The sequence below is a fragment of the Micromonospora sp. NPDC051006 genome (assembly GCF_044456245.1).
GTDB lineage: Bacteria > Actinomycetota > Actinomycetes > Mycobacteriales > Micromonosporaceae > Micromonospora.
The window spans coordinates 151,475-174,453 of sequence record NZ_JBITFP010000009.1 but is presented as its reverse complement, the minus strand read 5'-3'; the positions used below and the strand labels follow the sequence as shown (position 1 = coordinate 174,453).

The window sequence follows — 22,979 nt, the reverse complement described above, 5'->3', positions numbered from 1 at the left end:
CCAACCGTGAAGTACATGTTGCTGATGCAGTTCAGCGCCGCCGGGGCCGACTTCCCGTCGATCGAGACGTGGACCCCGGAGGAGATCCGGGCGCACATCGGGTTCATGGGTGAGGTCAACGCGAAGCTCACCGCCGACGGGGAGTGGGTCCAGGGCGAGGGCTTGGGCGGGCCGCAGCAGGCCAGGATCGTCCGGGCCGGCGAGGGCGGCGCCCCGGTGGTGACCGAGGGGCCGTTCGCCGAGACCAAGGAGTTCCTCGCCGGCTGGTGGATCGTGGACTGCGAGACTCCGGAGCGGGCCGTGCAGATCGCCGCGCACATCTCCACCGCGCCCGGCCCGGGCGGCCGGCCGCTGAACATGCCGATCGAGGTGCACCCGGTGATGTCCGCACCACCGCAGGAGCTGTGACGCCTGGACACCACCGACCGACGCACCGAGGACCTGCTGCGCGAGCTGGCGCCGCAGGTCCTCGGCGTGCTCGCTCGACGCTTCGGTGACTTCGCCATCGCCGAGGACGCCGTCCAGGAGGCGCTGCTGGCCGCCGTCACGCAGTGGCCGGCGGAGGGTGTGCCGGCGAACCCGCGCGGCTGGCTGATCCAGGTCGGCTACCGGCGGATGATCGAACTGGTCCGCGCCGAGGCCGCGCGCCGGCGGCGGGAGGACCTCGCGGCGCGACGCGAGCCGGAGCATCGGCAGGCCGCCCCCGCGGCGGACGAGCAGCTGACCGCGGAGCGGGACGACACGTTGGTGCTGCTCTTCCTCTGCTGCCACCCGGCGCTCTCCTCCGCGTCGGCCGTCGCGCTGACGCTGCGCGCGGTCGGCGGTCTGAGCACGGCCGAGATCGCCCACGCGTTCCTGGTGCCGGAGGCCACGATGGCCCAGCGGATCAGCCGGGCCAAGCAGCGGATCCGCGCCTCCGGGGAGCCGTTCCGGATGCCCGACCAGCCGGAGAGGGCGAGCCGGCTGACCGCCGTCCGGCAGGTGCTCTACCTGATCTTCACCGAGGGGCACACCAGCAGCGCCGGTCCCCAGCTGCACCGGGTCGACCTGTCGGCGGAGGCGATCCGGCTGACCCGCGCGCTGCACACGCTGCTGCCCGACGACAGCGAGACGACCGGGCTGCTGGCGCTGATGCTGCTCACCGAGGCGCGCAGTCCGGCGCGGACCGGCCCGGCGGGGGAGCTGATCTCCCTGGCCGACCAGGACCGCGGCCGGTGGGACGCGGCGGAGATCGCCGAGGGCATCGCCCTGGTCACCCACGCGCTGCCGCGCGGGCCGGTCGGCCCATACCAGGTGCAGGCCGCCATCGCCGCGCTGCACGACGAGGCGCCGACGGCCGAGCAGACCGACTGGCCGCAGATCCTCGCCCTCTACGAGGTCCTGGAGGGGCTGTCGGGCAGCCCGGTGGTCGCGCTGAACCGGGCGGTGGCCACCGCCATGGTGCAGGGCCCGGCGGCCGGCCTGGCCGCCCTCACCGAGCTGGCCGACGATCCGCGGCTGGCCGGACACCACCGGCTGCACGCCGCCCGCGCGCACCTGCTCGAGATGGCCGGCGACCGGGCGGCCGCGGTGGCCGACTACCGGGCCGCGGCCGGCCGGACGAGCAGCCTGCCGGAGCAGCGCTACCTGACCATGCGCGCCGCGCGCCTGGCCGCCGGCCAGGGCGCACCGACCGACGACTGACGAGGTGGCACGTGGCGTACGTCCTGCTGAGCATCGCGATCGCGGCGGAGGTGCTGGCCACCAGCCTGCTCAAGAGCACCGCCGGGTTCACCCGGCTCTGGCCGACCCTCGGCTGCGTGGGCGGCTACCTGGTGGCCTTCGTGCTGCTCTCGCAGGCGGTGAAGGAGATACCGGTCGGCGTGGCGTACGCCCTCTGGTCGGGGCTGGGCACGGCGACGATCGTGGCGATCGGCGCGGTCTTCCTCGGCGAGCCGGTCGGCGCGGTGAAGCTCGCCGGCATCGGGCTGATCATCGCGGGCGTGATCATCGTGAACCTGACCGGCGCGCACTGACGCTCGTACGCCATACCGGTGGCCGGCCCCGGGCGGGTCGGCCACCGGTGGCGGTCGGTCAGCTCGCGGCGCAGCTCACCGTGGGGCGGGTGTTGCCGCCGGTCGCGCTGCCCAGGAAGCCGAAGCTGGTGCTCGCCCCGGCGGCCAGCCGGCCGTTCCACGCCACGTTGCGCGCGGTGACGCTCGACCCGCTGCTGGTCAGCGCGGTGTTCCAGGACTGGGTGACGCCCTGCCCGTCGGCGAAGGCCCACCGGGTGGTCCAGCCGGTGACGGCAGTCGCGCCGGCGGTGACCCGGACCTCGCCCTGGAAGCCGCCCTGCCACTGGTTCACGATCGTGTACATCGCGGTGCAGCCGCCCGCCGGAGGTGGCGTGGTGGGGGGCGGCGTGGTCGGCGGGGCGTCGCCGAAGACGCTGGCCTCCCGGGCGGTCTGCCGGATGCCGTTGACGCCATTGAAGACCCGTTGACCCCAACTGGTCAGAGCAGCCGGGTTGAAACCGGTGGCCATGTCGAGGTACTCGACCCCGCCGCCGTTGCCGCTCCACGACCAGCCCAGCCAGCCGATCCCGTTGGCCTGGCTGTAGGCCAGGACGGTGTCCTCGTCGGGGTCGCCGTCGGAGTGGTTGTAGCCGAACTCGCCGACCACGATGGGCAGCCCCGCCGCGCGGAACCGGCCGAGATAGTCGGTGATCTCCGCGGCCGTGTCGAAGACCCCGTACATGTGGATGGAGAAGACCGTGTTGCGGGCCGGGTCGGCGGCGAAGACGGCGGCGGCGTTGTCCCGCATGGTGAAGGACCAGTCCTGACCCCAGTTCGGTGCGTCCACCATGATCGTGTGGGTCAGGCCGGCGGCGCGCAGCCGATTGACCGCGTTCGCGGTGTCGGTGGCCCAGGAGGCGTAGTTCTGGTTGCCGTACGGCTCGTTGCCGATGTTGACGATGACGTACTCCTCCTCACCGGCGAGGACGTCGGCGATGCTGAGCCAGTAGTCGACCGCCCGGCCGAGGCTGATCGCCCCGCTCTGCTCCCCGTAGCCGGTGGTGTCGTGCACCTCCAGTACACAGATCAGCCGGTTGGCCTTGCAGAGCGCGATGACGTTGGCGACGTCGGCGTTGCTGTTGCGGGGCCACCGGTCACCGCTGGCGAGCACCACCCGCACGGTGTTCGCGCCGAGCGCCTTGACGTCGGCGAACGAGCTGGTCCGCTGCGGGTACCAGGTGTGCGCGTGGTTGACCCCGCGCATCACGAACTCGGTGCCGTTGGCGTCGTAGAGCCTGCCGTCGGCGACGGAGAAGCCGGCTGCGGCGTGCGCGGGCTGCCCGAACGCCAGCACGGCGAGCAGACACGCGAGCAGCGCCGCGCCGGCGGCGGAGAGTCTTGTCTTCATGGCCTTCCTCAGGGAGCAGCCCCGGTGCCCGGCCGAGGTGGGACGTGTGAGGAAAAGGCGGCTGCAGCCCGACAGCCGCCGCCCGGATCCCACGGCGCAGGGATCAGCGTAGGTCGATGCATCGACGGCGGCAACCGGACGCGGAGGATTGACCCGGGCCGTCCGGGGTAATCGGGGACGATCCGCCGGTGGAGGGAGACACCACGATGGTCAACGTCGGCTACACCCTGATGTGCGAGCAGGCCGGCCCGAAGCAGCTGGTCGACCACGCGGTGCGCGCCGAGGCGGCCGGCTTCGACCAGTTGGTCACCTCCGACCACTACTACCCGTGGCTGGATTCCCAGGGCCACTCCCCGTACGCCTGGTCGGTGCTCGGCGCGGTCGCGCACGCCACCTCCCGGGCCGAGCTGATGTCCTTCGTGACCTGCCCGATCCGCCGCTACCACCCGGCCGTGGTCGCGCAGAAGGCCAGCACGATCGGGGTGCTCTCGGACGGCCGGTTCACCCTCGGGCTGGGCGCCGGGGAGAACCTCAACGAGCACGTGGTCGGCGGCTGGCCGCACGTGCAACAGCGGCACGAGATGTTCGAGGAGGCGTTGCAGATCATCCGTCCGCTGCTGAACGGCGAGACGTTGACCTTCTCCGGCAACCACTTCGACGTGCCCGACGCGTACGTCTGGGACCGGCCGGAGACCCCGGTGCCGATGGCGGTCGCCGCCTCCGGCCCGCAGTCGGCCACCCTCGCCGCCGAGTACGCCAGCGGCATGATCTCCACCGAGCCCGACCGGCGGATCATCCAGCTCTACGACGACGCGGGCGGCGCCGGCAAGCCCCGCTACGGGCAGGTGGCCATCTGCTACGGCCCCGACGAGGCGGAGTGCCGCAAGATCGTGCACGACCAGTTCCGCTGGTTCGGCCTCGGTTGGAAGGTCAACGCCGACCTGCCCGGGACGGAGGCGTTCACCGCCGCCACCCAGTTCGTGCGGGAGGAGGACGTCGCCGAGGGCATCCCCTGCGGCCCGGACGTCGAGCAGCACGTCGAGGCGTTCCGGAAGTTCGTCGACGCCGGCTTCACCCACGTGGCGTTGCTGCAGGTGGGCGGCGAGAGCCAGCCGATGTTCCTGGACTGGGCGCAGGAGCAACTCCTGCCCCGGCTACGCGAACTGTGAACCGGTTGCGGGAGGCGCGGCTCGACGAGTCGGGACGGGCCAGGGCGTGGCCACCGCGCCCCCGAACCGGTTCGGAGCCGACCCGGCCCACATCGGCCGGCCGGTTCCCCATCGCGCAGCTGCGGCTGGCGCTCGCCGCGCCCCGGCCCGCCGCCGGGCTGAGCAGCGAATGGCGGCTGGTCGACGGCGTATGCACCCACACCCGACGCGGGGCCGACCCGGGCACCGGCGCCCCGCCGGTGGTGCTGGTGCACGGCCTGGCCGTGTCACACCGCTACCTGACCCCGCTGGCCGTCGCGCTGGCCGCCACCCATCCGGTGTACGTGCCGGACCTACCCGGCTTCGGGCTCAGCGAACGCCCGAGGCGGGCGTACGACGTGGCGCGGCACGCCGCGCACCTGGCCGCCTGGCTCGCCGCCTACGGACTGCCGCCGGCCTGCGTGCTCGGGCACTCGTTCGGCGCGGAGGTCGCGGCCGCGCTCGCCGCCCGGCACCCGGACGCGGTCCGCGCGCTCGTCCTGGCCGGGCCGACCAGCGATCCGGCGGCCCGATCGCGGCGTGCCCAGATCGGCCGCTGGCTGGTGGACACCCGGCGCGAGGCGAAGGCGCAGGCGCCGATCCTCCTGCGCGACGTGTGGGACGCCCGGCCCTGGCGGGTCGCCGCGACCCTGTCGCACTCGGTACGCAACGCCATCGAGGCGGACCTCGTGCGGATCGCCGCGCCGACGCTGGTGGTGGCCGGCGCGCGGGACCCGGTCGCGCCGGCGGCCTGGCGGGACCAGGTCGCCCGGCTGGTGCCGCACGCCCGGACGCTCGTCGTGCCGGGCGCGGCGCACAACGTGGTCACCACCGCCCCGACGCAGGTCGCCGCGGCCATCCGCGGACTGCTCGATCCGACTCCCGCCCTGCGGCCCGAGAATGACGAAGGTGAGACAGATGCGCTTCGGCAACGTGGAGATTCGCCCACTCGGCGGGGGCCTCGGCTGCCTGCTGATGATCCTCTTTTCGATTCTCGCTTCGGTGGTGCTGACCGTCCTGCTCAACCTGGTGTTCTGACGCCGGCGCCGCCCGCTCAGCGACAGGGGCCGGACCGGCGGGTCCGGGGCTGGCGCCTCAGCGGCGCAGACCGAGCGCGATGAACACCTCGCGGGTGGCCTGCCGGGTCGGCCGTACCACGGCGTCGCGCAGCCAGCGGGCCGCCGGCGTGACGGTCGCCCGCCAGGCGGCGGCCACCGCCCGCCCGACCGGCGCGACCGCGTGCCGCCACAGCCAGCCCACGGCGAGCAGCACCGGTCGCAGCGTCACCAGGTAGCACCACCACAGCAACCGACCCGCCACTCGCCACGCCCAGCCGAGCGCGTCGAACAGCACCCCGGCGACGGCCACGACGCCGCGCCACAGCCACCGGCCCAGCACCGCGAGCCCGGCCGCGACCAGCAGCCCGACCGGCGCGAGCAGCCGGGCCAGCCAGGCCGCCGGCAGCCAGAGCAGGTGGTACGCCAGCCAGACCAGTGGCCGCCACAGCAGCGTCCGGCCGAGCCAGCCCAGCGCCCGGGCCAGTGCGCGCAGGGGCACCCGGACCAGCACCCGGAGCAGCCACGCCAGGCCGCGCCCGAGCCAGGTCAGCGGCAGCCAGAGCAGGTGGTGCAGCAGCCAGCCGAGTGGACGGAGCAGCCAGCGCGCCAGGAACCGGCCGACCGGCGCGAGCAGCCAGCGATGCAGCAACCCGCCGGCCGCGGCGACGAGTTCCCAGACCAGCCGGACCGGCACCACCACGACCAGCGCGATCCCCCGCGCCACGGCGGCGATCAGCGGCGGTGGTGCCGTCTCCGGCCGGGCCGGCGGGCCGGGCGGCGACGGAGTGTCGATCATGCGGTCACCGTAACCAGCGACGGCAAGACAACCCGTCTTGATCGAATCCGATGGTCGGCGAACAGCGACTACAGGGGCCGCCATGTGGTCAAGTCGGCGGGATCGCCGACCGTCCGTACCATCGCGGCGAGCGCCAGAGCGCCGTCGCGCCCGCCGAGCGCCTGAATCCCGGCGCTGGAGAGTGCGGAGACCTCGCTCACACATGTCTGGCAGACACCCGGCAACTCCCCGACCCGGTAGGCCCCGATCCCGCTCGGCACGGCGTCGACCCAGCCTTGTCGTCCGTGGACCGTGATGCTGCCTGCGACCTTGCCCCGAAACTCCCGTGTCATCCCGACCGTGAAATCCTCGACCGCTCTCGGGGCCTCGGGCCGGGAGGGGGCCAGGTATCCAAGCTGAGCACTATCCCATCGGCCGTCACGAACCGTGACAACCGCGCGGTGAAGCATGGCACCCTCCGGTGGCGCCACGGGCAGGAAGGGCAGCGTGACGGGCTGTCGGTCCCAGACCAGACCGTCGGCGACCCGCCGGGCGGTCTCCGCCGGCCGTTCCACACCCCTCACGCTCACCGCCGCCCAGGCATCGGGCGCGTATTGCCAGGAAAGTCGGGTCTCCCGACCACCCGGGCTGGTGTGCAGGTAGGCCGGCTTGCCCCTGACGGAGGCGGCAGGGACGCCGGGTAAGGGTGTTGCCGCGACGCGTCCACCACCGGTCAGCGCGTCGGACTCGGCCCAGTTCACGAACGGGTCCACCCCAGCCGCGTTGATCATGACCGAGACGATGTCTTCCACCCCCACAGAGCCCCCCGCCCTCTGCGCCTGTTCGGGTTCCATTACGGTTACCCACTGGCCGTAACGCTCGTATGACTCATGCCGGATCGACATCCCCTCTGGCAGCCAGTCGAGTCGGAAGAGCCGCTGGGCCGGGTCGAAATGGTCCGGCGCGACCGTGGGCGGTCCGCCGGTGGCGGTAGGGGACGGGGATCGGCCGTCCCCGGGGGACGGTTGCGCCTGCGGGCGTACCCCCTGCAACAGGACGGCCGCGCCGAGCACCGCGACCACCGTCGCCACCGCCGCCGCGCCGACCGCCCGCCGCTGGCGGCGCCGGACCGCCCGCTCCCCCTCGGCCAGCAGGACGTCCGTCGGCACTCCCTCAGCCGGCAGGTCCTCGGCGGCGTCGGCCAGCAGCCGCCGGACGAGCGTCTCCTCCCGATCGATCATCGGACCTCCCCCTTCGCCTCGGCGTCCAACGGCAGCTGGCGGCGCAGCGCGGCCAGCCCGCGCGCGGTCTGGCTCTTCACGTTCCCGGTCGAACAGCCCAGCACCTCGGCGGTCTGCTCGACGCTGAGGTCGGCGTAGAACCGCAGCACCAGCACCACCCGCTGACCGGGCGGCACCGCGGCGAGCGCGGTCCGCACCGCCACCGCGTCCGCCGCGGCCTCCCCCGTGCCGCCCGGGTCGCCCCGGGGCACCGGTTCGGGTGTCCGGTCGAGCAGTTGCACGCCCCACCAGCGGGACCGCCGCTCCTGCCGGAAGGCGTTGACCAGCATCCGGTGCACGTACGCGCCGATGTCGTCGGCCCGCCGCACCCGGCTCCACTTCACGAACAGTTGGGTCAGGGTCTGCTGCACCACGTCGTCGGCCCGGTGCGCGTCGCCGGTCAGCAGGTACGCGGTGCGCCGCAGCTTCCCCGTCGCCCCCGTGACGAAATCCACGTACTCCTGCCGCTGCACGGCCTGCATCGACCACTCCCGTTCCGGCTGCCGGTGCTGTCACCGTACGGATGCGGCCGGAGCCCGATCCGGTTGCACCGGTGCCCGGGCGTCGCCCTCAGGCCGGATCCAGCGCCACCTCGGCGAGCACCGGGTAGTGGTCGGAGGCGTGATCGGAGGCGCCGCCCCGGACCACCCGGCAGTCCCGCGTCCGCGCGGCCAGCGCCGGGGTGCCGAGCAGGTAGTCCAGCCGCATCCCGGCGAACTCGGCGCCGCCGTGCCGGGTCGGGACGGTCAGCCCGTCGGCCTCGTCCGGACCGCCCGCCGCCCGGTACAGGTCGACCAGGCCGGCCCCGAGCAGCACCGCGACCGCACGGGTGTCCACCGTGCGGCCGTCGCGGCGCAGGTGCCGACGGCGGTACGCGGGCGGCAGCCGGTCGAGCCGTCCGGCGTGGTCGGTCGCCGGGTCGAGGGCGTTCAGGTCCCCGCCGAGCAGCACCAACCCGCCCGCCGCCCGCCGGACCGCCCGGGCCAGCCAGTCGACCTCGATGCGACGCCAGCCACCCGAGTACGGGTTGAGATGGGTGCCGAGCACGGTGAGCGGCCCGGCGTCGGTGGCCAGCACCACCCGCGCGGCGGCGTGGTGGAACGGCCGGCGCAGCGACCCGGCCGCGAGGGTACGCAGCGGCGGCCGGACCAGCACCGCGACCGGCTGCCCGAGGCAGCTGCGGGCCAGGTGCGGCCGCAGACCCAGCCGGTCGGCGAACCCGGCGAGCACCTCCGCGTCGAAGCCGCGCAGCTCCTGCAGGGCCAGCACGTCCGGCCGCTGGGCGTTGATCACCTCGACGATCGCGTCCCGCCGGTCGTGGCCGTCGCCGTCCCGCCCGCCGGTTCGGATGTTCCAGGTCATCACCCGCAGCACGACGCGCTCACTCCACCCGACCGGCCTTGGCCAGCTCGTCGTCGAGGGTGTCGACGTCCTCCGACTCGATGCTCGGCCGGTTGCCCTCCCGCAGGTCGGCGTTGGGGCGGATCACCCAGTAGAGCAGCCCGATCCAGAGCGCGCTGAGCAGGATCGCGCCCATGAAGTCGGTGGGGTGGTGCATGCCCCGGTACATCCGGGAGACGGCCACCCCGACCGGCATGATCACCGCCAGGGCCACGAAGATCCAGCGCCACCAGCGGTCGGTGCGTGGCAGCACGATGACGGCGATCGCCAGCCAGATGCAGATCGTCGCCGCGATGTGCCCGGAGGGGAACGAGGAGGTGGGCATCGGCCCGTCCAGGTTCTCCACCGGCGGGCGCGGCCGGTCGACCGCCCGGGCCGAGGCGAGGAAGAGGGTCAACTCGCCGACCATGGCCAGCGCCACGAAGAGCACCGGCCGCCAGCGTCGCCACACCGCCAGCACCAGCGGGCAGAACACCAGCGAGATCAGCAGGATCGCGTGGGTGTCGCCGAACTTGCTCCACCACCAGCTCACCTCGGTCAGCACCTCGGTGTGCCGCTCGGCGAACCAGCGCGGCACCTCGGTGTCGAGGGTGGCCAGGAACGTCCCGCCGGCGTAGTAGCTGACGAACATGCCGAAGCCGTAGAGCGCGCCGAAGACCAGCACCCAGCCGACCAGCAGCTCCGCCACCGCGGAGCGCGGATGCTCCAGCACGTGCTCCTCGGCCGGGGCGGCGGCGATGTCGCGCCCCGCCTCCGGCTCCAGCCCCTCGGTCAGCGGCGGCACCGGCCGGCCACGCTCACGCCGCCAGAGCCGGAAGGCGTAGGCGGTGACGCCGAGCCAGGCCGCGCCGAGCAGCCAGCCGGCGAGCACGTCGGAGACGAAGTGCACGCCCAGCGCGATCCGGGTCAGCCCGATCAGCGCCACCAGCGTGGCGACCAGGGCGATGGCGGGCTTGCGCCACCGGGGCGCCAGCGCGGGCAGGAAGACCAGCAGCAGCGCCCCGTACGCGACGAACGAGCCCAGCGCGTGCCCGCTGGGGAAGCTGTTGCCCGGTGCGCTGGCCACCGGCACGTCGACCACCGGACGAAGCCGGCCGACCAGCGTCTTGAGCGACGGGTCGAGGATCAGCCCGCCAACGCCCGTGATGATCAGATAAACCGCCAGCCGGGGCTGTCGGCGGATCAGCAGGCCGATCACGGCGATGGTGACCAGCCAGATCAGGATCGGTCGTCCACCGAGGTCGGTGACCGCCTGCAGGACGGTGACGAGCGGGCCGTGCCGCGACACGAGTTGGTTGAACCACTCGGCGACGGCGTGGTCGGCGTCCTGCAACGGGCTCCACCGGAACCGGACCAGCATCAGCAGCAGGCCGAACGCGACGCCGGCGCCGGTGACGGCGACCAGCCCGGCGACGCTCCGCTCCGTGAAATGCCCGAGCGGTCGCCGCAGCACCTCTTTGACCGCGGTCACCCCGCACCTCCCTTGTCGCCCATGGCGTGGCGCTTTACCCGATCAGCGCGGGCCGTACACCGGGAGCGGGCCGGGTCGGGTCAGAGCGCGGTCATCTCGCCGGTGTCGAGCACCTCAGCGCGTTCGGCCTCGGGCTCCCACAGGTCCGGCTGGGCCGGCTCCTGCACCCCGATCCGCAACGCCTCCAGCTGGGCGGCGAAGGCCAGCCCGCCGAAGAGCGCCATGCCGGTGAGGTTGGCCCAGAGCAGCAGCGCCATCATGCCGGTGAGCGCGCCGTAGGTCTGCCCGAAGCCGTCACTGAACCGCACGTACGCGGCGAGCAGCAGGCTGGCCAGCCACCACAGCGCGGTGGCGATGCCGGCGCCGAAGAACAGCCAGGAGAGGCCGGGCTGCCGGCGGCGCGGCGCGTGCCGGAAGAGCACCGCCACGGCGAGCACGGTCAGCCCGAGGCTGAGCGGAAAGCGGATGACGTCCCAGATGCCGTTGGCCGTCTCACCCCACTCGTAGTGCTCCCGCACCGAGTCACCCATCGCCCCGCCGCCGACCAGGATCAGGAAGCCGGCCAGCGCGGGCACGCCGGCGGTGACCGCGAGCACCGCGGCTCGCAGGTACTTCCAGAGCGCCGGACGGTCCCGCTCCACGCCGTAGATCCGGTTGGCGCCCCGCTCGATCTGGGCCATCGTCGTGGTCAGCGCGACCAGGCCGGTGAGCAGACCGAGGGTCAGCGCCAGCTCCCCGGCGTCCTCGACGCGTTCGCCCTCGCCGAGCAGCTCGGCCACCACCTGCTCGCTCTGCCCGGGGGTGAGCGCCAGCACGGTGTCGGCGACCACCTGGCCGCCCTCCTCGACGCCGAGTTCGGTGATCAGGCCGGTGAGGGCGATCAGGAACGGCACCACGGCGAGGCAGAGCTGGAGCGCGAAGGCCCGGGAGTGGCTGAACCCGTCGCCGTAGCGGAACCGGATGAACGCGTCGCGCAGCAGGTGCCAGCCGCCCTCGCGGCGCAGGGTGTGCCAGGCGTCGTCGGCGGAGAGCTCCTCGTTCGACATCAGCCGGGTCTCGGGCACCATCCGGGTGCTACTCACGGCGCGACTCCTCGATCAGCTGCTCACCCCGCTCGGCGGCACCCTCCGCGTCGACGGCGAGATCCGGCGCCCGCTCGGGCTGCGGCACACAGAGCCAGAGCGCCTCGGGCCGGATCACCGCGCGCAGCCGGCGGCCCGGTTCGATCAGGTCGCCGTCGAGTTCCCGGGGCTGGGTCCGGGTGCTGGTGATCACCACCCGCCGGCCACGGAAGACCTCCATCCGGGGCACCCGGCCGCGTCGGCGGATCACCGCCCAGCCGAGCGCCGCCCAGTGCCGCAGGTTGTTGGGGGTGAGCACGGCCACGTCCAGCCAACCGTCGTCCGGTTCGGCCTCGGTGAGCAGCCGGACCCCGCCCTGCAACCGGCCGACGTTGGCGATCAGCACCGAGCGGGCGCGGCGGCGCACCGGCGGGCGGTCGTCGATCCGGATCGAGACCCGCATGGGGCGGTCGCGCAGGTGTCGCGCGGCTCCCACCACGTACGCGGGCCAGCCGATGCGCGCCTTGGTCGTCTCGGAGGTGGCGGCGAGCATCTGGGCGTCGAAGCCCATGCCGGCCATCACCGTGAAGTACCGCCCGTCGACCTCGCCGACGTCGAGCCGCCGCCGACCCCGGTCGACGGCCACCTGCAGCCCGGCGGCCAGGTCGGTGGAGAGGCCCAGGTTGGCCGCGAGCAGGTTGCCGGTGCCCTGCGGCAGCACGGCCAGCGCCACGTCGGTGCCGACGAGCGCGCTGACGCAGGACATCACGGTGCCGTCGCCGCCGCAGGCGAAGACCACGTCGACGCCGGCCTTGACGGCCTGCTCGGTCTGGCCGCGGCCCGGGTCGTCGACCGTGGTCTCGAACCACTGCGGCTCGGGCCAACCGGCGGCGGCCAGGGCGTCGTTCACGGTGCGGCGCAGCTCGTCGAGATCGGCGACCTTCACCGGGTTGACCACCACGGCGGAACGCAGCCCACCGTCGCGGCCCGACGGCCGGCTGTCCTGTCCAGCATCCACGGCGTCAGTGTGCAGGACCGGAGCCGCTTCAGCGAGCCCGTGAGCGGCCCGGGTCGGAAGTGCCACAGAAAGGTTTCAACGCGGCCGTGGCTGATTGGCCCGCTCGCCCGATCCCGCCGGGGCGCACCGCCCCGGATCCGCTGATCACCGGATGGTCAGGCCGCCGTGCGCAGTGCGCTCTCCACCCTTCGGCGCAGATCGTCGAGGTCGACCCCGGCCTCGCTGAGCACCAGGGCACCGAGCCCCTGCCCCTCCCGGAGCAGCCCGAGCAGGATGTGCTCGGTGCCGATGTGGCGGTGGCGCAGCCGCAACGCCTCGCGCAGCGACAGCTCGAGGGCCTTCTTCGACCGGGGCGAGAAGGGCCCGCCCAGGTATCGCCGCCCGCGCCGCCACCACCGCCGAGGCGCCGGCACGGCCTCGCGCAGCGCGTCCGGGCCGAAGGACTGCTCGATCCGGGCCACGATCGCGGCCAGGTCGATGCCGATCTCGCGCAGCGCGGCGGCGTCCGCGTCGCCCAGGCCGGCCCCGCCGTCGGCGGTGTGTCGGCGGATGCGCTCGCGCAGGTCGTCGGCGCGCACTCCGGCGTCGGCGAGCACCCGGCTGGCCAGCCCGGCCTCGTCGGCGAGCAGCGCGAGCAGCAGGTGCTCGGTGCCGACCGGCCGTTGGCCCTCGAACCGGGCCTCCTGCACCGCCCGCCGGACCACGCCGCGCGCCCGGTCGGTGAACCGTTCGAACATCACGCCTCCCAGGACTGGTTGACCGCCGGTCGCCCGGCGTGCTTCTTGTGGACCGCCTGCCGGCTGACCTCGAGCGCGTCGGCGATCTCCTGCCAGGACCAGCCCTGTCGACGGGCGTTGTCCACCTGGACGACCTCGAGCCGCTCGAGCAACCGGCGTAGCGCGCGGACGGCGCGAAGCCCGACCCGGGGGTCGGTGCTGCTCGCTGCCGCCGCGAGTTCCGTCGCCTGACTCATGTCGTCAACATACGTTGACAGCACCGCTCCTGTCAACCTTTGTTGACGAGCCGGTCCGACCAGCGTCGGCGGCGCTGCCCGATCCGGCCCGCCGCCACGACCGCACGACTACCCTCGGTCGAGGGAGCTGGTCGTGCCGGGCGCGACGCCCGGGAGGTGATGTCGGATGGCCGCATCCGCCGATGCAGCGGTGCTGGTCGGCCTCGGTTCGGACCGCGACCTCGGCGTCGTCCGGCTGGCCGCGCAGGAGGCCGCCGCGCACCGTCGACCGCTGCACCTGTTGCACACCTTCGACTGGCAGGCGGCCTTCGCCGCGGACAGTGTCGCCGCACCCCGCGACCAGGCCGAGGATCTGATCACGCGGGCCGCTCAGCTGGCCCACCAGATCGAGGTGGGCCTGACCGTCCGCAGCGAGATCGTCGAGGGCGCCATGCTGCCCACCCTGATCCGCCGGTCCGAGGCGGCCTTCCTGCTCGCCGTCGGGGACGGCGGAATGGCCGGCAGCGCCGAGTGCGTCCCGTCCGACGCGCCGGCCGTGCAGCTCGCCGCGCGGGCCGGCTGCCCGCTGATGGTGGTACGCGGCGAGCCGCCGCCGAAGGGCCCGGTGCTGGTCGGGGTGGACGGCTCACCCAGCTCGAACCTCGCCCTGGAGTGGGCCCTCGAGTGCGCCGCCCTGCGCTGCGCGGAGCTGCTGGCGCTGCGGGTGGTGGAGCCCGACGAGGACACCCAGGCCGTCACCGACGCGGTCACCGAGGTGATGGACCGCTACGCCGCCCGTCGCACCGATGTGGCGGCCGAGTGCCGCGTCGTCGAGGGGGATCCCGGCCAGGTGCTGGTCGACACCTCCCGATCGGCGCAGGTGGCGCTGGTCGCCGCCCGTGGTGACGAGCCGGGCCGCGGCATGCTGGGCACGGTCGCCCAGTCGTTGCTCTACCACTCCCCGGCCCCGGTGATGGTCGTCCGGGGGTTGGCCGAGGCGCCGCTGACCGGGTCCGACGCCCGCCCGGACCGGGACCAACGGCCCTGACCCGGGCCGCCGGCCTTGGCGAGGCTGGACGTCGGATGCCCCACTCCCTACCCGCGAGAGGCTCAGCATCATGGACACCGCTCTCGACGCGAACCCTCCGCTCACCGACGACGAGCTGCGCCGGCTGGACGCCTACTGGCGGGCGGCGAACTACCTCACCGTCGGGCAGATCTACCTGCTGGACAACCCACTGCTGCGCGACCCGCTGACCCCCGACGACATCAAGCCCCGGCTGCTCGGGCACTGGGGCACCAGCCCCGGGCTGAACCTGCTCTACGCTCACCTCAACCGGGTCATCGTGGGCCGTGACCTGAACGCCATGTTCATCACCGGCCCCGGCCACGGCGGCCCGGCCATCGTGGCGAACACCTGGCTGGAGGGCACCTGGAGCGAGCGTTACCACGGCATCGACCGCGACGAGGCCGGCATGGCCCGGCTGTTCCGCCAGTTCTCCTTTCCCGGTGGCATCCCCAGCCACGTCGCGGCGGAGGTGCCGGGCTCCATCCACGAGGGCGGCGAGCTGGGGTACGCGCTCAGCCACGCCTACGGCGCCGCGTTCGACCACCCGGACCTCCTGGTCGCCTGCGTGATCGGCGACGGTGAGGCGGAGACCGGGCCGCTGGCCGGCAGCTGGCTCTCCAACGTCTTCCTCAACCCGGCCCGCGACGGCGCGGTCCTGCCGATCCTGCACCTCAACGGCTACAAGATCGCCAGCCCCACCGTCTTCTCGCGGATCCCTGAGCCGGACCTGCTGGAGCTGATGCACGGGTTCGGCTACCAGCCGTACGTGGTCGCCGGTGACGACCCGGCGCAGGTGCACCAGACGCTCGCCGCCACGCTGGACCGGGCGCTGGACGAGATCGCCGCGATCCAGCGCCGGGCCCGCTCCGGCGGCGCCGTCGAACGTCCCCGCTGGCCGATGATCATCATGCGTACGCCGAAGGGCTGGACCGGTCCGCGGGACGTCGACGGCAAGCAGGTCGAGGGCACCTACCGCGCGCACCAGGTGCCGCTCTCCGAGGTACGCACGAACCCGACGCACCTGGCCGAGCTGGAGACCTGGCTGCGCAGCTACCGGCCCGAGGAGCTCTTCGACGCCACCGGCGCGCCCGTCGCCGAGCTGCTCGCGTTGCCGCCCCGCGGCGACCGGCGGATGAGCGCCAACCCGGTGACCAACGGCGGGGTGGTGCTGCGGGACCTGAATTTGCCCGACTTCCGCGACTACGCCATCGAGGTCCCCCGGCCGGGCGAACCGATGGCCGGCGCCACCGGGGCGCTCGGCGGTTGGCTCCGCGACGTGATCGCCGCGAACCCGGAGTCGTTCCGCCTGTTCGGCCCGGACGAGGTCGCCTCCAACCGCCTCGGCGCCGCCTTCGAGGTCACCGGCCGGGCCTGGGTGGCCGCCACGGTTCCCGGCGACGACCACCTCTCCCCCGACGGGCGGGTGATGGAGGTGCTCTCCGAGCACCTGTGCCAGGGCTGGCTCGAGGGCTACCTGCTGACCGGCCGGCACGGCGTGTTCACCAGCTACGAGGCGTTCATCCACATCGTCGACTCGATGGTCAACCAGCACGCCAAGTGGTTGAAGGTGACCCGGGCCATCCCCTGGCGGCAGCCCCTCGCCTCGCTGAACTACCTGCTCTCCAGCCACGTCTGGCGACAGGACCACAACGGCTTCTCCCACCAGGACCCGGGCTTCATCGACCACGTGGTCAACAAGAAGGCCGAGGTCGTGCGGGTCTACCTGCCTCCGGACGCCAACACGCTGCTCTCCACCATGGACCACTGCCTGCGCAGCCGGCACTACATCAACGTGGTGGTGGCCGGCAAGCAGCCCGCCCCGAACTGGCTGACCATGTCGGAGGCCATCCAGCACACCCGGCGGGGCCTGGGCATCTGGGAGTGGGCCAGCACCGACGAGGGCAGCGAGCCGGACGTGGTGCTCGCCTGCTGCGGCGACGTGCCGACCCTGGAGGCGCTCGCGGCGGCGGACCTGCTCCGCCGGCACCTGCCGGACCTGAAGGTACGGCTGGTCAACGTTGTCGACCTGATGCGCCTGCAGCCACCCACCGAGCACCCGCACGGCCTGCCGGACAACGAGTTCGACACCATCTTCACCGCCGACCGGCCGATCATCTTCGCCTACCACGGATATCCGTGGCTGATCCACCGGCTCACCTACCGCCGCACCAACCACGACAACCTGCACGTACGCGGCTACAAGGAGGAGGGCACCACCACCACGCCGTTCGACATGGTGATGCTCAACGACCTGGACCGCTTCCACCTGGTCATCGACGTCATCGACCGGGTGCCGGGGCTGGCCGCCCGCGCCGCGCACCTGCGCCAGCAGATGGTCGACGAACGGCAGTCCTGCCGGGACTACACCCGCCGGTACGGCGAGGACGACCCCCGGGTGTCGGAGTGGCGGTGGATCCGCGAGACCGAGCCGGGCCTGCGGAGCGGGCAGTGACCGGCGAGCAGATCCTGGTCGGCTACGACGGCTCCCCGGACGCCGCCTTCGCCCTGGAATGGGCGTTGGACGAGGCGAGCCGCAGCGGTCGCCCGGTCCGGCTGGCGTACGTCTTCGAGTGGCTCACCGTGGTCGGCTGGCTGGGCCCGGGCGTCGCCCCCGGCGCCTGGCCCGACGAGACCGCCCGGCGCGAGGTCGAGGAGCTGGTCCGCCGGGCGGCGGCCGAGGCCGCTGCCGCGCACCCGGACCTGGACGTCACCGGCGAGGTGTTCGACGGACCGCCCGCGCTGGTGCTTCAGGAACACTCGGCGCAGGCCGCTCTGCTGGTGCTCGGCAGCCGCGGCCACGGCGGGTTCGGGGGGCTGCTCGCCGGCTCGACCGCGGTCGCGGTCACCGCGCACGCCCACTGCCCGGTGGTGGTGGTCCGCACACCGTCCGAGACCGCCCCGGCGGCGCCCGCGGACGGCCCGGTGGTGGTCGGGGTGGACGGCTCCGACGTGTCACTGGCGGCGCTGGGTTTCGCGGTCGAGTGGGCGGCGCAGCGGCGGGTTCCGCTACGGGTGATCCGGGCCTGGTCACCGCCGGAACCGCCCTGGCGCGGCCCCGGCGGCGGGGCGGCGACCGACGCGGACGAGGCCACCGCGGCCGAACGGGCCGCCGTGGACGGTTCGCTCACCCCGTGGCGGCAGAGCTTCCCGGAGCTGGTGATCAGCGTCGAGGTGGCCGCCGGCGGTCCGGCGTCGCTGCTGGTCGAGGCGAGCCGGGGCGCGCAACTGGTGGCGGTCGGCAGCCGTGGGCGCGGCGGGCTGCGCGGCATGCTGCTCGGCTCGGTCAGTCAGCAGCTCATCCAGCACTCGCTCTGCCCGGTCGCGGTCGTCCGTGAACGCTGACGCCGCAGGGTCCAACGGCCCGTCCGGACGGGACCTGCGGGTCGTGCGGCGGCCGGCGCGAGGGCGCAGGATGATCGAAGCAGGGGCCCGCCGCACGTGGGGTGACGGGAATGGGCGCAAAGGAGAAGGTGGACGATGAGCCAGCAGAGCCCGACGGACCGACCGCCGACCACCGCGCTGGTGGAGGCGGCCACGACCGCCGGCCAGGCTCCCTCGGTGCACAACACCCAGCCCTGGCAGTGGCGGGTGCTGCCCGACGCGCTGGAGCTGCGGATGGCCCGCAGCCGGCAGCTCGCCGCGGCCGACCCGGAGGCGCGGCTGCTGGTGCTCAGCTGCGGAATCGCCCTGCACCACGCCCGGACGGCGCTCGCCGCCGAGGGTTGGATTGCGATGGTGGAGCGGCTGCCCGACCCGGCCGAGCCGGAGCTGCTGGCCCGGCTGAGCGGCTTCTCCCGCACCGACCTCGACCCGGACGCGATGCGGCTGGTGCAGTGCATGCGGATCCGGCACACCGACCGCCGCCCGGTGAGCGAGGAGCCGGTGGCCGACAGCGCGATCGAGGAGATCACCCACGCGGTTACCGCCGAGGGCAGCAGGTTTCAGATCCTCGACTCCGACCAGGTGATGGAGCTGGCCGCCGCCGCCTCGCACGCCGACATCGTCGAGGCGGAGGACCCGGAGACACGCGAGGAGCTGGCGTACTGGACCAGCCGGGCGGGCACCGGCACCGGGCTGCCGCCGGAGGTGCTGCCCGAGCAGGCGCCGCAGACCACCGTCCCGGCCCGCGACTTCGGCCGCTCCGGCAGCCTGCCGGTCGGCCCCGGGCACGACCGCGCGGCCGCGTACGCCCTGCTCTTCGGCGACGAGGACGAGCCGGAGAGCTGGCTGCGCGCCGGCGAAGGGCTCTCCGCCAGCTGGCTGACCGCCACCCGGCTCGGCGTCTCGATGGTGCCGCTCAGCGGGGTGGTGGAGGTCGACAGCACCCGGCAGATCCTGCGTGAACTGCTCGCCGGGATCGGCTTCCCGTACCTCGTGCTGCGGCTGGGGATCGCGGACCCGGCGCACGCCGGCCCGCCGCACACCCCGCGGCTCGCCGCCGACCAGGTGGTGGACACCTCCGCGGTACGCGGCGAGCACGGCTGAGGCGGGTCACGCGGATCCCGGCTGGCGATAGCATCGCCCGGTGGCACCGCGCACCCCGCACCCCCGGCCCGAGTCCCGACCGACGCCGTCACTCGGGTTGAGCCCGCTGTCGCGGGTGCACCTCGACGAGCTGCTCCAGGAGATGCTGGACCGGGTCGGCGAGGTGGTCGCCAGCCGGGAACGGCTACGCGCCCTGCTCGACGCCGTGGTCGGCATCGGCACCGACCTCGACCTGCGCAGCACCCTGGGGCGGATCGTGCAGGCCGCCTGCGAGCTGGTCGGCGCCCGCTACGGCGCGCTCGGCGTGGTCGGCCCGGACCGGCTGCTGCACGACTTCATCGTGCACGGCATCTCCCCCGAGCTGCACGCGAAGATCGGAGACCTGCCGCACGGTCGCGGAGTGCTGGGCCTGCTGATCGACGAGCCGCGCCCGCTGCGGATGCCCGACATCACCAAACATCCGCGCTCCTACGGCTTCCCGGCGAACCACCCGCCGATGCACAGCTTCCTGGGCGTGCCGGTACGCATCCGCGAGCGGATCTTCGGCAACCTCTACCTGGCCGAGAAGGAAGGCGGCGCGGAGTTCACCGAGGACGACGAGGAGATCGTCGTCGCGCTCGCCGCGGCCGCCGGCGTGGCGATCGAGAACGCCAGGCTCTACGCGCTGGCCCACCGGCGGGAACGCTGGCTGTCCGCCACCGCGGAGATCACCTCGGTGCTGCTCGGTGAGGTGCGCCGCACCGACGCGCTGGCGTTGGTGGCCCGCCGCGCCCGCGAGGTGGCCGAGGCGGAGCTCGCGCTGGTGCTGCTGTACGACCCCGAGGCCGAGGTCTTCACGGTCGAGGTGGTCGACGGCGCCGACGAGCCCGCCCGGGCGCTGGTCGGGGCCGTCCTGCCGGCCGCGGAGACCAGCTTCGGCGCGGCCGCCGCCGCCGGCCGCCACGACCAGGTGGACGACCTGGCCCACGCCGCGCCGTGGCCCGCGTTGCTGCGCACCGGGCCAGCGGTGATCGCCCCGCTGACCACCGCCGACACCCTGCACGGGGTGCTGGTGATCGCGCACCGGCCGGAGCGGGGCGGCGTGGCGACCGACGACGACGTGGCCATGCTGGGCAGCTTCGCCGGGCAGGCGGCGCTGGCCATGGAGCGGGCTCGCGGCCAGGAGGAGCGGGAGCTGCTGGTGGTGCTGGAGGACCGCGAGCGGATCGCCCGGGACCTGCACGACGTGGTGATCCAGCGGCTCTTCGCCACCGGCCTGCAACTGCAGAGCGCCGCCCCGATGAGCGCCCGACCCGAGCTTGCCAAGCGGATCAACACCGCGGTCGACGACCTGGACGCCACCATCAAGGACATCCGCCGCACCATCTTCGAGTTGCGTACCCCGATGACCGCCGCGCTGCGCACCGAGATCCGCGAGGCCGTCGAGCTCGCCGCCGAGTCGCTGGGCTTCCGGCCCAGCCTGGAGCTGACCGGGCCGGTCGACAGCGCCGTACCCGACGCGCTGCGATCCGAGCTCACCGCCGTGCTGCGGGAGGCGCTCTCCAACGCGGTCCGCCACGCGCAGGCGCACCACGTGGCCGTCGCCGTCCGGGTGGACGCCGGCGAGGTGACGGTCACCGTCACCGACGACGGGGTGGGCTGCGAACCGTCCGCCGCCCGCGGTGGCCTGGTCAACCTGCGCGAACGCGCCGAGCGGCACGGCGGCGAGTTCACGCTGCGGGCGGCGCACCCGCGCGGCACCGAGCTGCGCTGGTCGGCCCCGTTGCGCGACTGAGGCCGGGTCGAACCGGCGTGACCGGGCGGGGTGCGCCGGAGCGAGATACCTCAGCGGCATATTGATGCCTCTGAGGTATCGCGCGCACAGGGCGTCGCCACCGCGCTCAGCCCGAGCGGGGACCGCTCCGTTCGGCGCCGCTCAGCGGCGCTGGCCGAGCAGGCGGGTGGCGAGCACGGCGGCCTGGGTGCGGCGCTCCAGCCCGAGCTTGGCCAGCACGCTGGACACGTAGTTCTTCACCGTCTTCTCGGCCAGGAACATCTTCCCGGCGATCTCCCGGTTGGTGAGCCCCTCGGCCACGTACTCCAGGATCCGCCGCTCCTGGTCGGTGAGGGACTTCAGCTCCCGCGGCTGCTCCACCCCGCTGCGGATGCGCTCCAGCACCCGGGTGGTGATCGCCGGGTCGAGCAGCGACTGACCGGCCGCCACCCGGCGTACCGCGTCGACCAGGTCGGTGCCGCGGATCTGCTTGAGCACGTATCCGGCCGCGCCCGCCATGATCGCGGCGAACAACGCCTCGTCGTCCTCGTAGGAGGTGAGGATCAGCCCCTTGATGCCGGAGTCGACGGCGCGGACGTCCCGGCACACGTCGATGCCGTTGCCATCGGGCAACCGTGCGTCGAGGATCATCACGTCCGGCCGTAGCGCCGGGATGCGGCGGGTCGCCTCCGGCGCGGAGCCGGACTCACCGACCACCTCGATGTCGCCGCTGCTGGTCAGCAGGTCGGCAAGGCCACGACGGACGACCTCGTGGTCGTCGAGCAGGAACACCCGGATCATCCCTCGTTTCTACCCGCTGCCCACCGGGTGCCGCACGGGCCGAAGGTCCCGACCCGGCTGACCTGCGGCGGGTCGGTCGGTCCCGGTCGGTCGGGACGTCCGGCCCTGCCCGCCGCCGGCCGCCGGGCGCACCGTGGAGCTGCACCATCCGGCCGGCGCATCGTCACCGGCCGCGACGACCAGCTCGGCGAGCCCCGAGGGAGCAGCATCATGGAGACCCGCTACACCGCCGCGCAGCTGCGGGCTGCCGCCGCGGACGCCGTCCGGGCGCCCTCCCTGCACAACAGCCAGCCCTGGCGGTTCCGGCTGCGCGACGGCGGGATCGAGGTGCTGGCGGACCCGGCGCGCCGGTTGCCGGCCACCGACCCGAGCGGCTGGGGCGTCCGGATCGCCTGCGGTGCGGCGCTGTTCAACCTGCGGCTCGCGCTCGCCGTGGCGGGTATCCCCGCCTCGGTGCGGCTGCGCCCGTACCCGGCCGAGCCGGACGTGCTGGCCCGGCTGCACCCCGAGACCCCGCGCCGACCCACCCCCGCCGAGCAGGCTCTGTACGCGGCGATTCCCCGCCGGTTCAGCAACCGCGCGCCGTTCTGGCCGGACCCGGTGCCCGCCGACGCCCGCTGGCGGCTCGGCGAGGCGGCCCGCGCCGAACAGTGCTGGCTGGAGCTGCTGATCGGGGTGAGCGCGGTGGCGGCGTTCGCCGAGATCGCCCGCGGCGCCCACCGGGTACTCGAACGCGACCCGGGCTACCGGGCCGAACGCGACGAGTGGGTCCGCGTGACGCCCGCGCCCGACGGGGTGCCGGTCGCCTCCGGCGGGCCGCGGGGCGAGCCGCACGACCCGCTGCCGTCCCGCGGCTTCGGCGGGCGGGACCGGGCGCCCGGGCGGGACTTCGAACCGGAGCCGCTGGTGGCGGTGCTCGGCTCGGTCGGCAACACGGCGATCGACCAGGTGATCGCCGGGCAGGCGTTGCAGCGGGTGCTGCTCGCCGCGACCGACGCCGGGCTGAGCGCGTCGCTGCTCTCCCAACCGATCGAGGTGCACACCGCGCGCGAGCAGCTGCGGCTCTCGCTGGGCCGCTTCGGCACCCCGCAGATGGTGCTGCGGATCGGGTACGGCCAGCCGGGCTGGCCGACCCCGCGCCGCCCGGTCGACGAGGTGCTCGACCTGCCGGCGCCCTGAGCCGGACCGGCCGCGCCGTGGTGTGTTCCGCCACCGCGGCGGACCGCCCCCGTCGGTCGGCCCGCCGCGCATTCGTCCTGCCGGTCA

22 protein-coding genes are annotated in these 22,979 nt (G+C 73.9%); 11 read left to right on the top strand and 11 right to left on the bottom strand.

Features of this window, described 5'->3' with window-relative positions; translation table 11 throughout:
* Positions 1 to 15: 15 nt before the first annotated feature.
* From ACIBBA_RS17105 to ACIBBA_RS17095, 3 genes are read left to right on the top strand one after another with little or no spacing between them, the layout of a single operon-like run.
* Positions 16 to 408: a YciI family protein gene (locus ACIBBA_RS17105; protein WP_396698268.1), complete on the top strand. Its 393-nt coding sequence runs from the start codon at positions 16 to 18 to the stop codon at positions 406 to 408.
* Positions 409 to 411: 3 nt separating this feature from the next.
* Positions 412 to 1,683, top strand: a complete 1,272-nt coding sequence (locus ACIBBA_RS17100; RefSeq protein WP_396698266.1) for an RNA polymerase sigma factor — start codon at positions 412 to 414, stop codon at positions 1,681 to 1,683.
* Positions 1,684 to 1,694: 11 nt separating this feature from the next.
* Positions 1,695 to 2,015, top strand: coding sequence for a DMT family transporter (locus tag ACIBBA_RS17095; RefSeq protein ID WP_396698187.1), 321 nt, complete (start codon positions 1,695 to 1,697; stop codon positions 2,013 to 2,015).
* 58 nt (positions 2,016 to 2,073) lie between these two features.
* Here ACIBBA_RS17095 and ACIBBA_RS17090 read toward each other — a convergent pair whose 3' ends face one another.
* Positions 2,074 to 3,402 (bottom strand): cellulase family glycosylhydrolase, encoded by a 1,329-nt coding sequence (locus tag ACIBBA_RS17090; protein ID WP_396698185.1) that lies wholly within the window; start codon positions 3,400 to 3,402, stop codon positions 2,074 to 2,076.
* Positions 3,403 to 3,608: 206 nt separating this feature from the next.
* Here ACIBBA_RS17090 and ACIBBA_RS17085 point away from each other — a divergent pair, with 206 nt between their 5' ends.
* Together ACIBBA_RS17085 and ACIBBA_RS17080 are read left to right on the top strand one after the other, a co-directional pair.
* Positions 3,609 to 4,571: a TIGR03557 family F420-dependent LLM class oxidoreductase gene (locus ACIBBA_RS17085; protein WP_396698264.1), complete on the top strand. Its 963-nt coding sequence runs from the start codon at positions 3,609 to 3,611 to the stop codon at positions 4,569 to 4,571.
* A 5-nt stretch (positions 4,572 to 4,576) separates the two neighbouring features.
* Complete coding sequence (locus ACIBBA_RS17080) at positions 4,577 to 5,710, top strand: alpha/beta fold hydrolase (protein WP_396698183.1); 1,134 nt, start codon at positions 4,577 to 4,579, stop codon at positions 5,708 to 5,710.
* Here ACIBBA_RS17080 and ACIBBA_RS17075 read toward each other — a convergent pair.
* The 9 genes from ACIBBA_RS17075 to ACIBBA_RS17035 form a co-directional block, all read right to left on the bottom strand.
* Positions 5,685 to 6,443 carry a hypothetical protein gene (locus ACIBBA_RS17075; RefSeq protein ID WP_396698181.1) on the bottom strand — a complete coding sequence of 253 codons (759 nt, stop codon included), beginning with the start codon at positions 6,441 to 6,443 and terminating at the stop codon, positions 5,685 to 5,687. The genes ACIBBA_RS17080 and ACIBBA_RS17075 overlap by 26 nt on opposite strands.
* A 68-nt stretch (positions 6,444 to 6,511) precedes the next feature.
* The gene (locus tag ACIBBA_RS17070; protein WP_396698179.1) at positions 6,512 to 7,591 is read right to left on the bottom strand and encodes a hypothetical protein; all 1,080 of its coding nucleotides are present in this window, start codon (positions 7,589 to 7,591) and stop codon (positions 6,512 to 6,514) included.
* 68 nt (positions 7,592 to 7,659) lie between these two features.
* Positions 7,660 to 8,184, bottom strand: coding sequence for a SigE family RNA polymerase sigma factor (locus ACIBBA_RS17065; protein WP_350875345.1), 525 nt, complete (start codon positions 8,182 to 8,184; stop codon positions 7,660 to 7,662).
* Positions 8,185 to 8,272: 88 nt separating this feature from the next.
* Positions 8,273 to 9,076 carry an endonuclease/exonuclease/phosphatase family protein gene (locus ACIBBA_RS17060; RefSeq protein WP_396698177.1) on the bottom strand — a complete coding sequence of 268 codons (804 nt, stop codon included), beginning with the start codon at positions 9,074 to 9,076 and terminating at the stop codon, positions 8,273 to 8,275.
* A gap of 7 nt (positions 9,077 to 9,083) precedes the next feature.
* Positions 9,084 to 10,574 carry a phosphatase PAP2 family protein gene (locus ACIBBA_RS17055; protein ID WP_396698174.1) on the bottom strand — a complete coding sequence of 497 codons (1,491 nt, stop codon included), beginning with the start codon at positions 10,572 to 10,574 and terminating at the stop codon, positions 9,084 to 9,086.
* Between the two features lie 80 nt (positions 10,575 to 10,654).
* A complete protein-coding gene (locus ACIBBA_RS17050; RefSeq protein WP_396698172.1) occupies positions 10,655 to 11,656 on the bottom strand; it encodes a YihY/virulence factor BrkB family protein in 1,002 nt (333 codons plus the stop codon).
* Positions 11,649 to 12,653, bottom strand: a complete 1,005-nt coding sequence (locus ACIBBA_RS17045; RefSeq protein ID WP_396698170.1) for a diacylglycerol/lipid kinase family protein — start codon at positions 12,651 to 12,653, stop codon at positions 11,649 to 11,651. Before ACIBBA_RS17045 ends, ACIBBA_RS17050 begins: the two co-directional genes overlap by 8 nt.
* A gap of 155 nt (positions 12,654 to 12,808) precedes the next feature.
* Positions 12,809 to 13,390: a Clp protease N-terminal domain-containing protein gene (locus tag ACIBBA_RS17040; RefSeq protein ID WP_396698168.1), complete on the bottom strand. Its 582-nt coding sequence runs from the start codon at positions 13,388 to 13,390 to the stop codon at positions 12,809 to 12,811.
* A complete protein-coding gene (locus ACIBBA_RS17035; protein WP_396698166.1) occupies positions 13,390 to 13,626 on the bottom strand; it encodes a helix-turn-helix domain-containing protein in 237 nt (78 codons plus the stop codon). The genes ACIBBA_RS17040 and ACIBBA_RS17035 overlap by 1 nt, the downstream gene beginning before the upstream one ends.
* 166 nt (positions 13,627 to 13,792) lie before the next feature.
* Here ACIBBA_RS17035 and ACIBBA_RS17030 point away from each other — a divergent pair, with 166 nt between their 5' ends.
* From ACIBBA_RS17030 to ACIBBA_RS17010, 5 genes are all read left to right on the top strand, one after another.
* A complete protein-coding gene (locus tag ACIBBA_RS17030) occupies positions 13,793 to 14,653 on the top strand; it encodes a universal stress protein (protein ID WP_396698164.1) in 861 nt (286 codons plus the stop codon).
* Between the two features lie 70 nt (positions 14,654 to 14,723).
* Positions 14,724 to 17,126, top strand: coding sequence for a phosphoketolase (locus ACIBBA_RS17025; protein ID WP_396698162.1), 2,403 nt, complete (start codon positions 14,724 to 14,726; stop codon positions 17,124 to 17,126).
* The gene (locus tag ACIBBA_RS17020) at positions 17,078 to 18,016 is read left to right on the top strand and encodes a universal stress protein (RefSeq protein WP_396698160.1); all 939 of its coding nucleotides are present in this window, start codon (positions 17,078 to 17,080) and stop codon (positions 18,014 to 18,016) included. Before ACIBBA_RS17025 ends, ACIBBA_RS17020 begins: the two co-directional genes overlap by 49 nt.
* 135 nt (positions 18,017 to 18,151) lie before the next feature.
* On the top strand, positions 18,152 to 19,159 hold the full coding sequence (locus ACIBBA_RS17015; protein WP_396698158.1) for an Acg family FMN-binding oxidoreductase: 1,008 nt from the start codon (positions 18,152 to 18,154) through the stop codon (positions 19,157 to 19,159).
* 97 nt (positions 19,160 to 19,256) lie between these two features.
* Positions 19,257 to 20,933, top strand: coding sequence for a GAF domain-containing protein (locus tag ACIBBA_RS17010; RefSeq protein ID WP_396698262.1), 1,677 nt, complete (start codon positions 19,257 to 19,259; stop codon positions 20,931 to 20,933).
* 141 nt (positions 20,934 to 21,074) lie between these two features.
* Here the strand turns inward: ACIBBA_RS17010 and ACIBBA_RS17005 are convergent, their stop codons facing one another.
* Positions 21,075 to 21,713: a response regulator gene (locus ACIBBA_RS17005; RefSeq protein ID WP_396698156.1), complete on the bottom strand. Its 639-nt coding sequence runs from the start codon at positions 21,711 to 21,713 to the stop codon at positions 21,075 to 21,077.
* A gap of 210 nt (positions 21,714 to 21,923) precedes the next feature.
* Here ACIBBA_RS17005 and ACIBBA_RS17000 point away from each other — a divergent pair, with 210 nt between their 5' ends.
* Entirely contained in the window at positions 21,924 to 22,892 is a 969-nt protein-coding gene (locus ACIBBA_RS17000) for an Acg family FMN-binding oxidoreductase (protein ID WP_396698154.1), read from the top strand.
* The last annotated feature ends 87 nt before the right edge of the window (positions 22,893 to 22,979 follow it).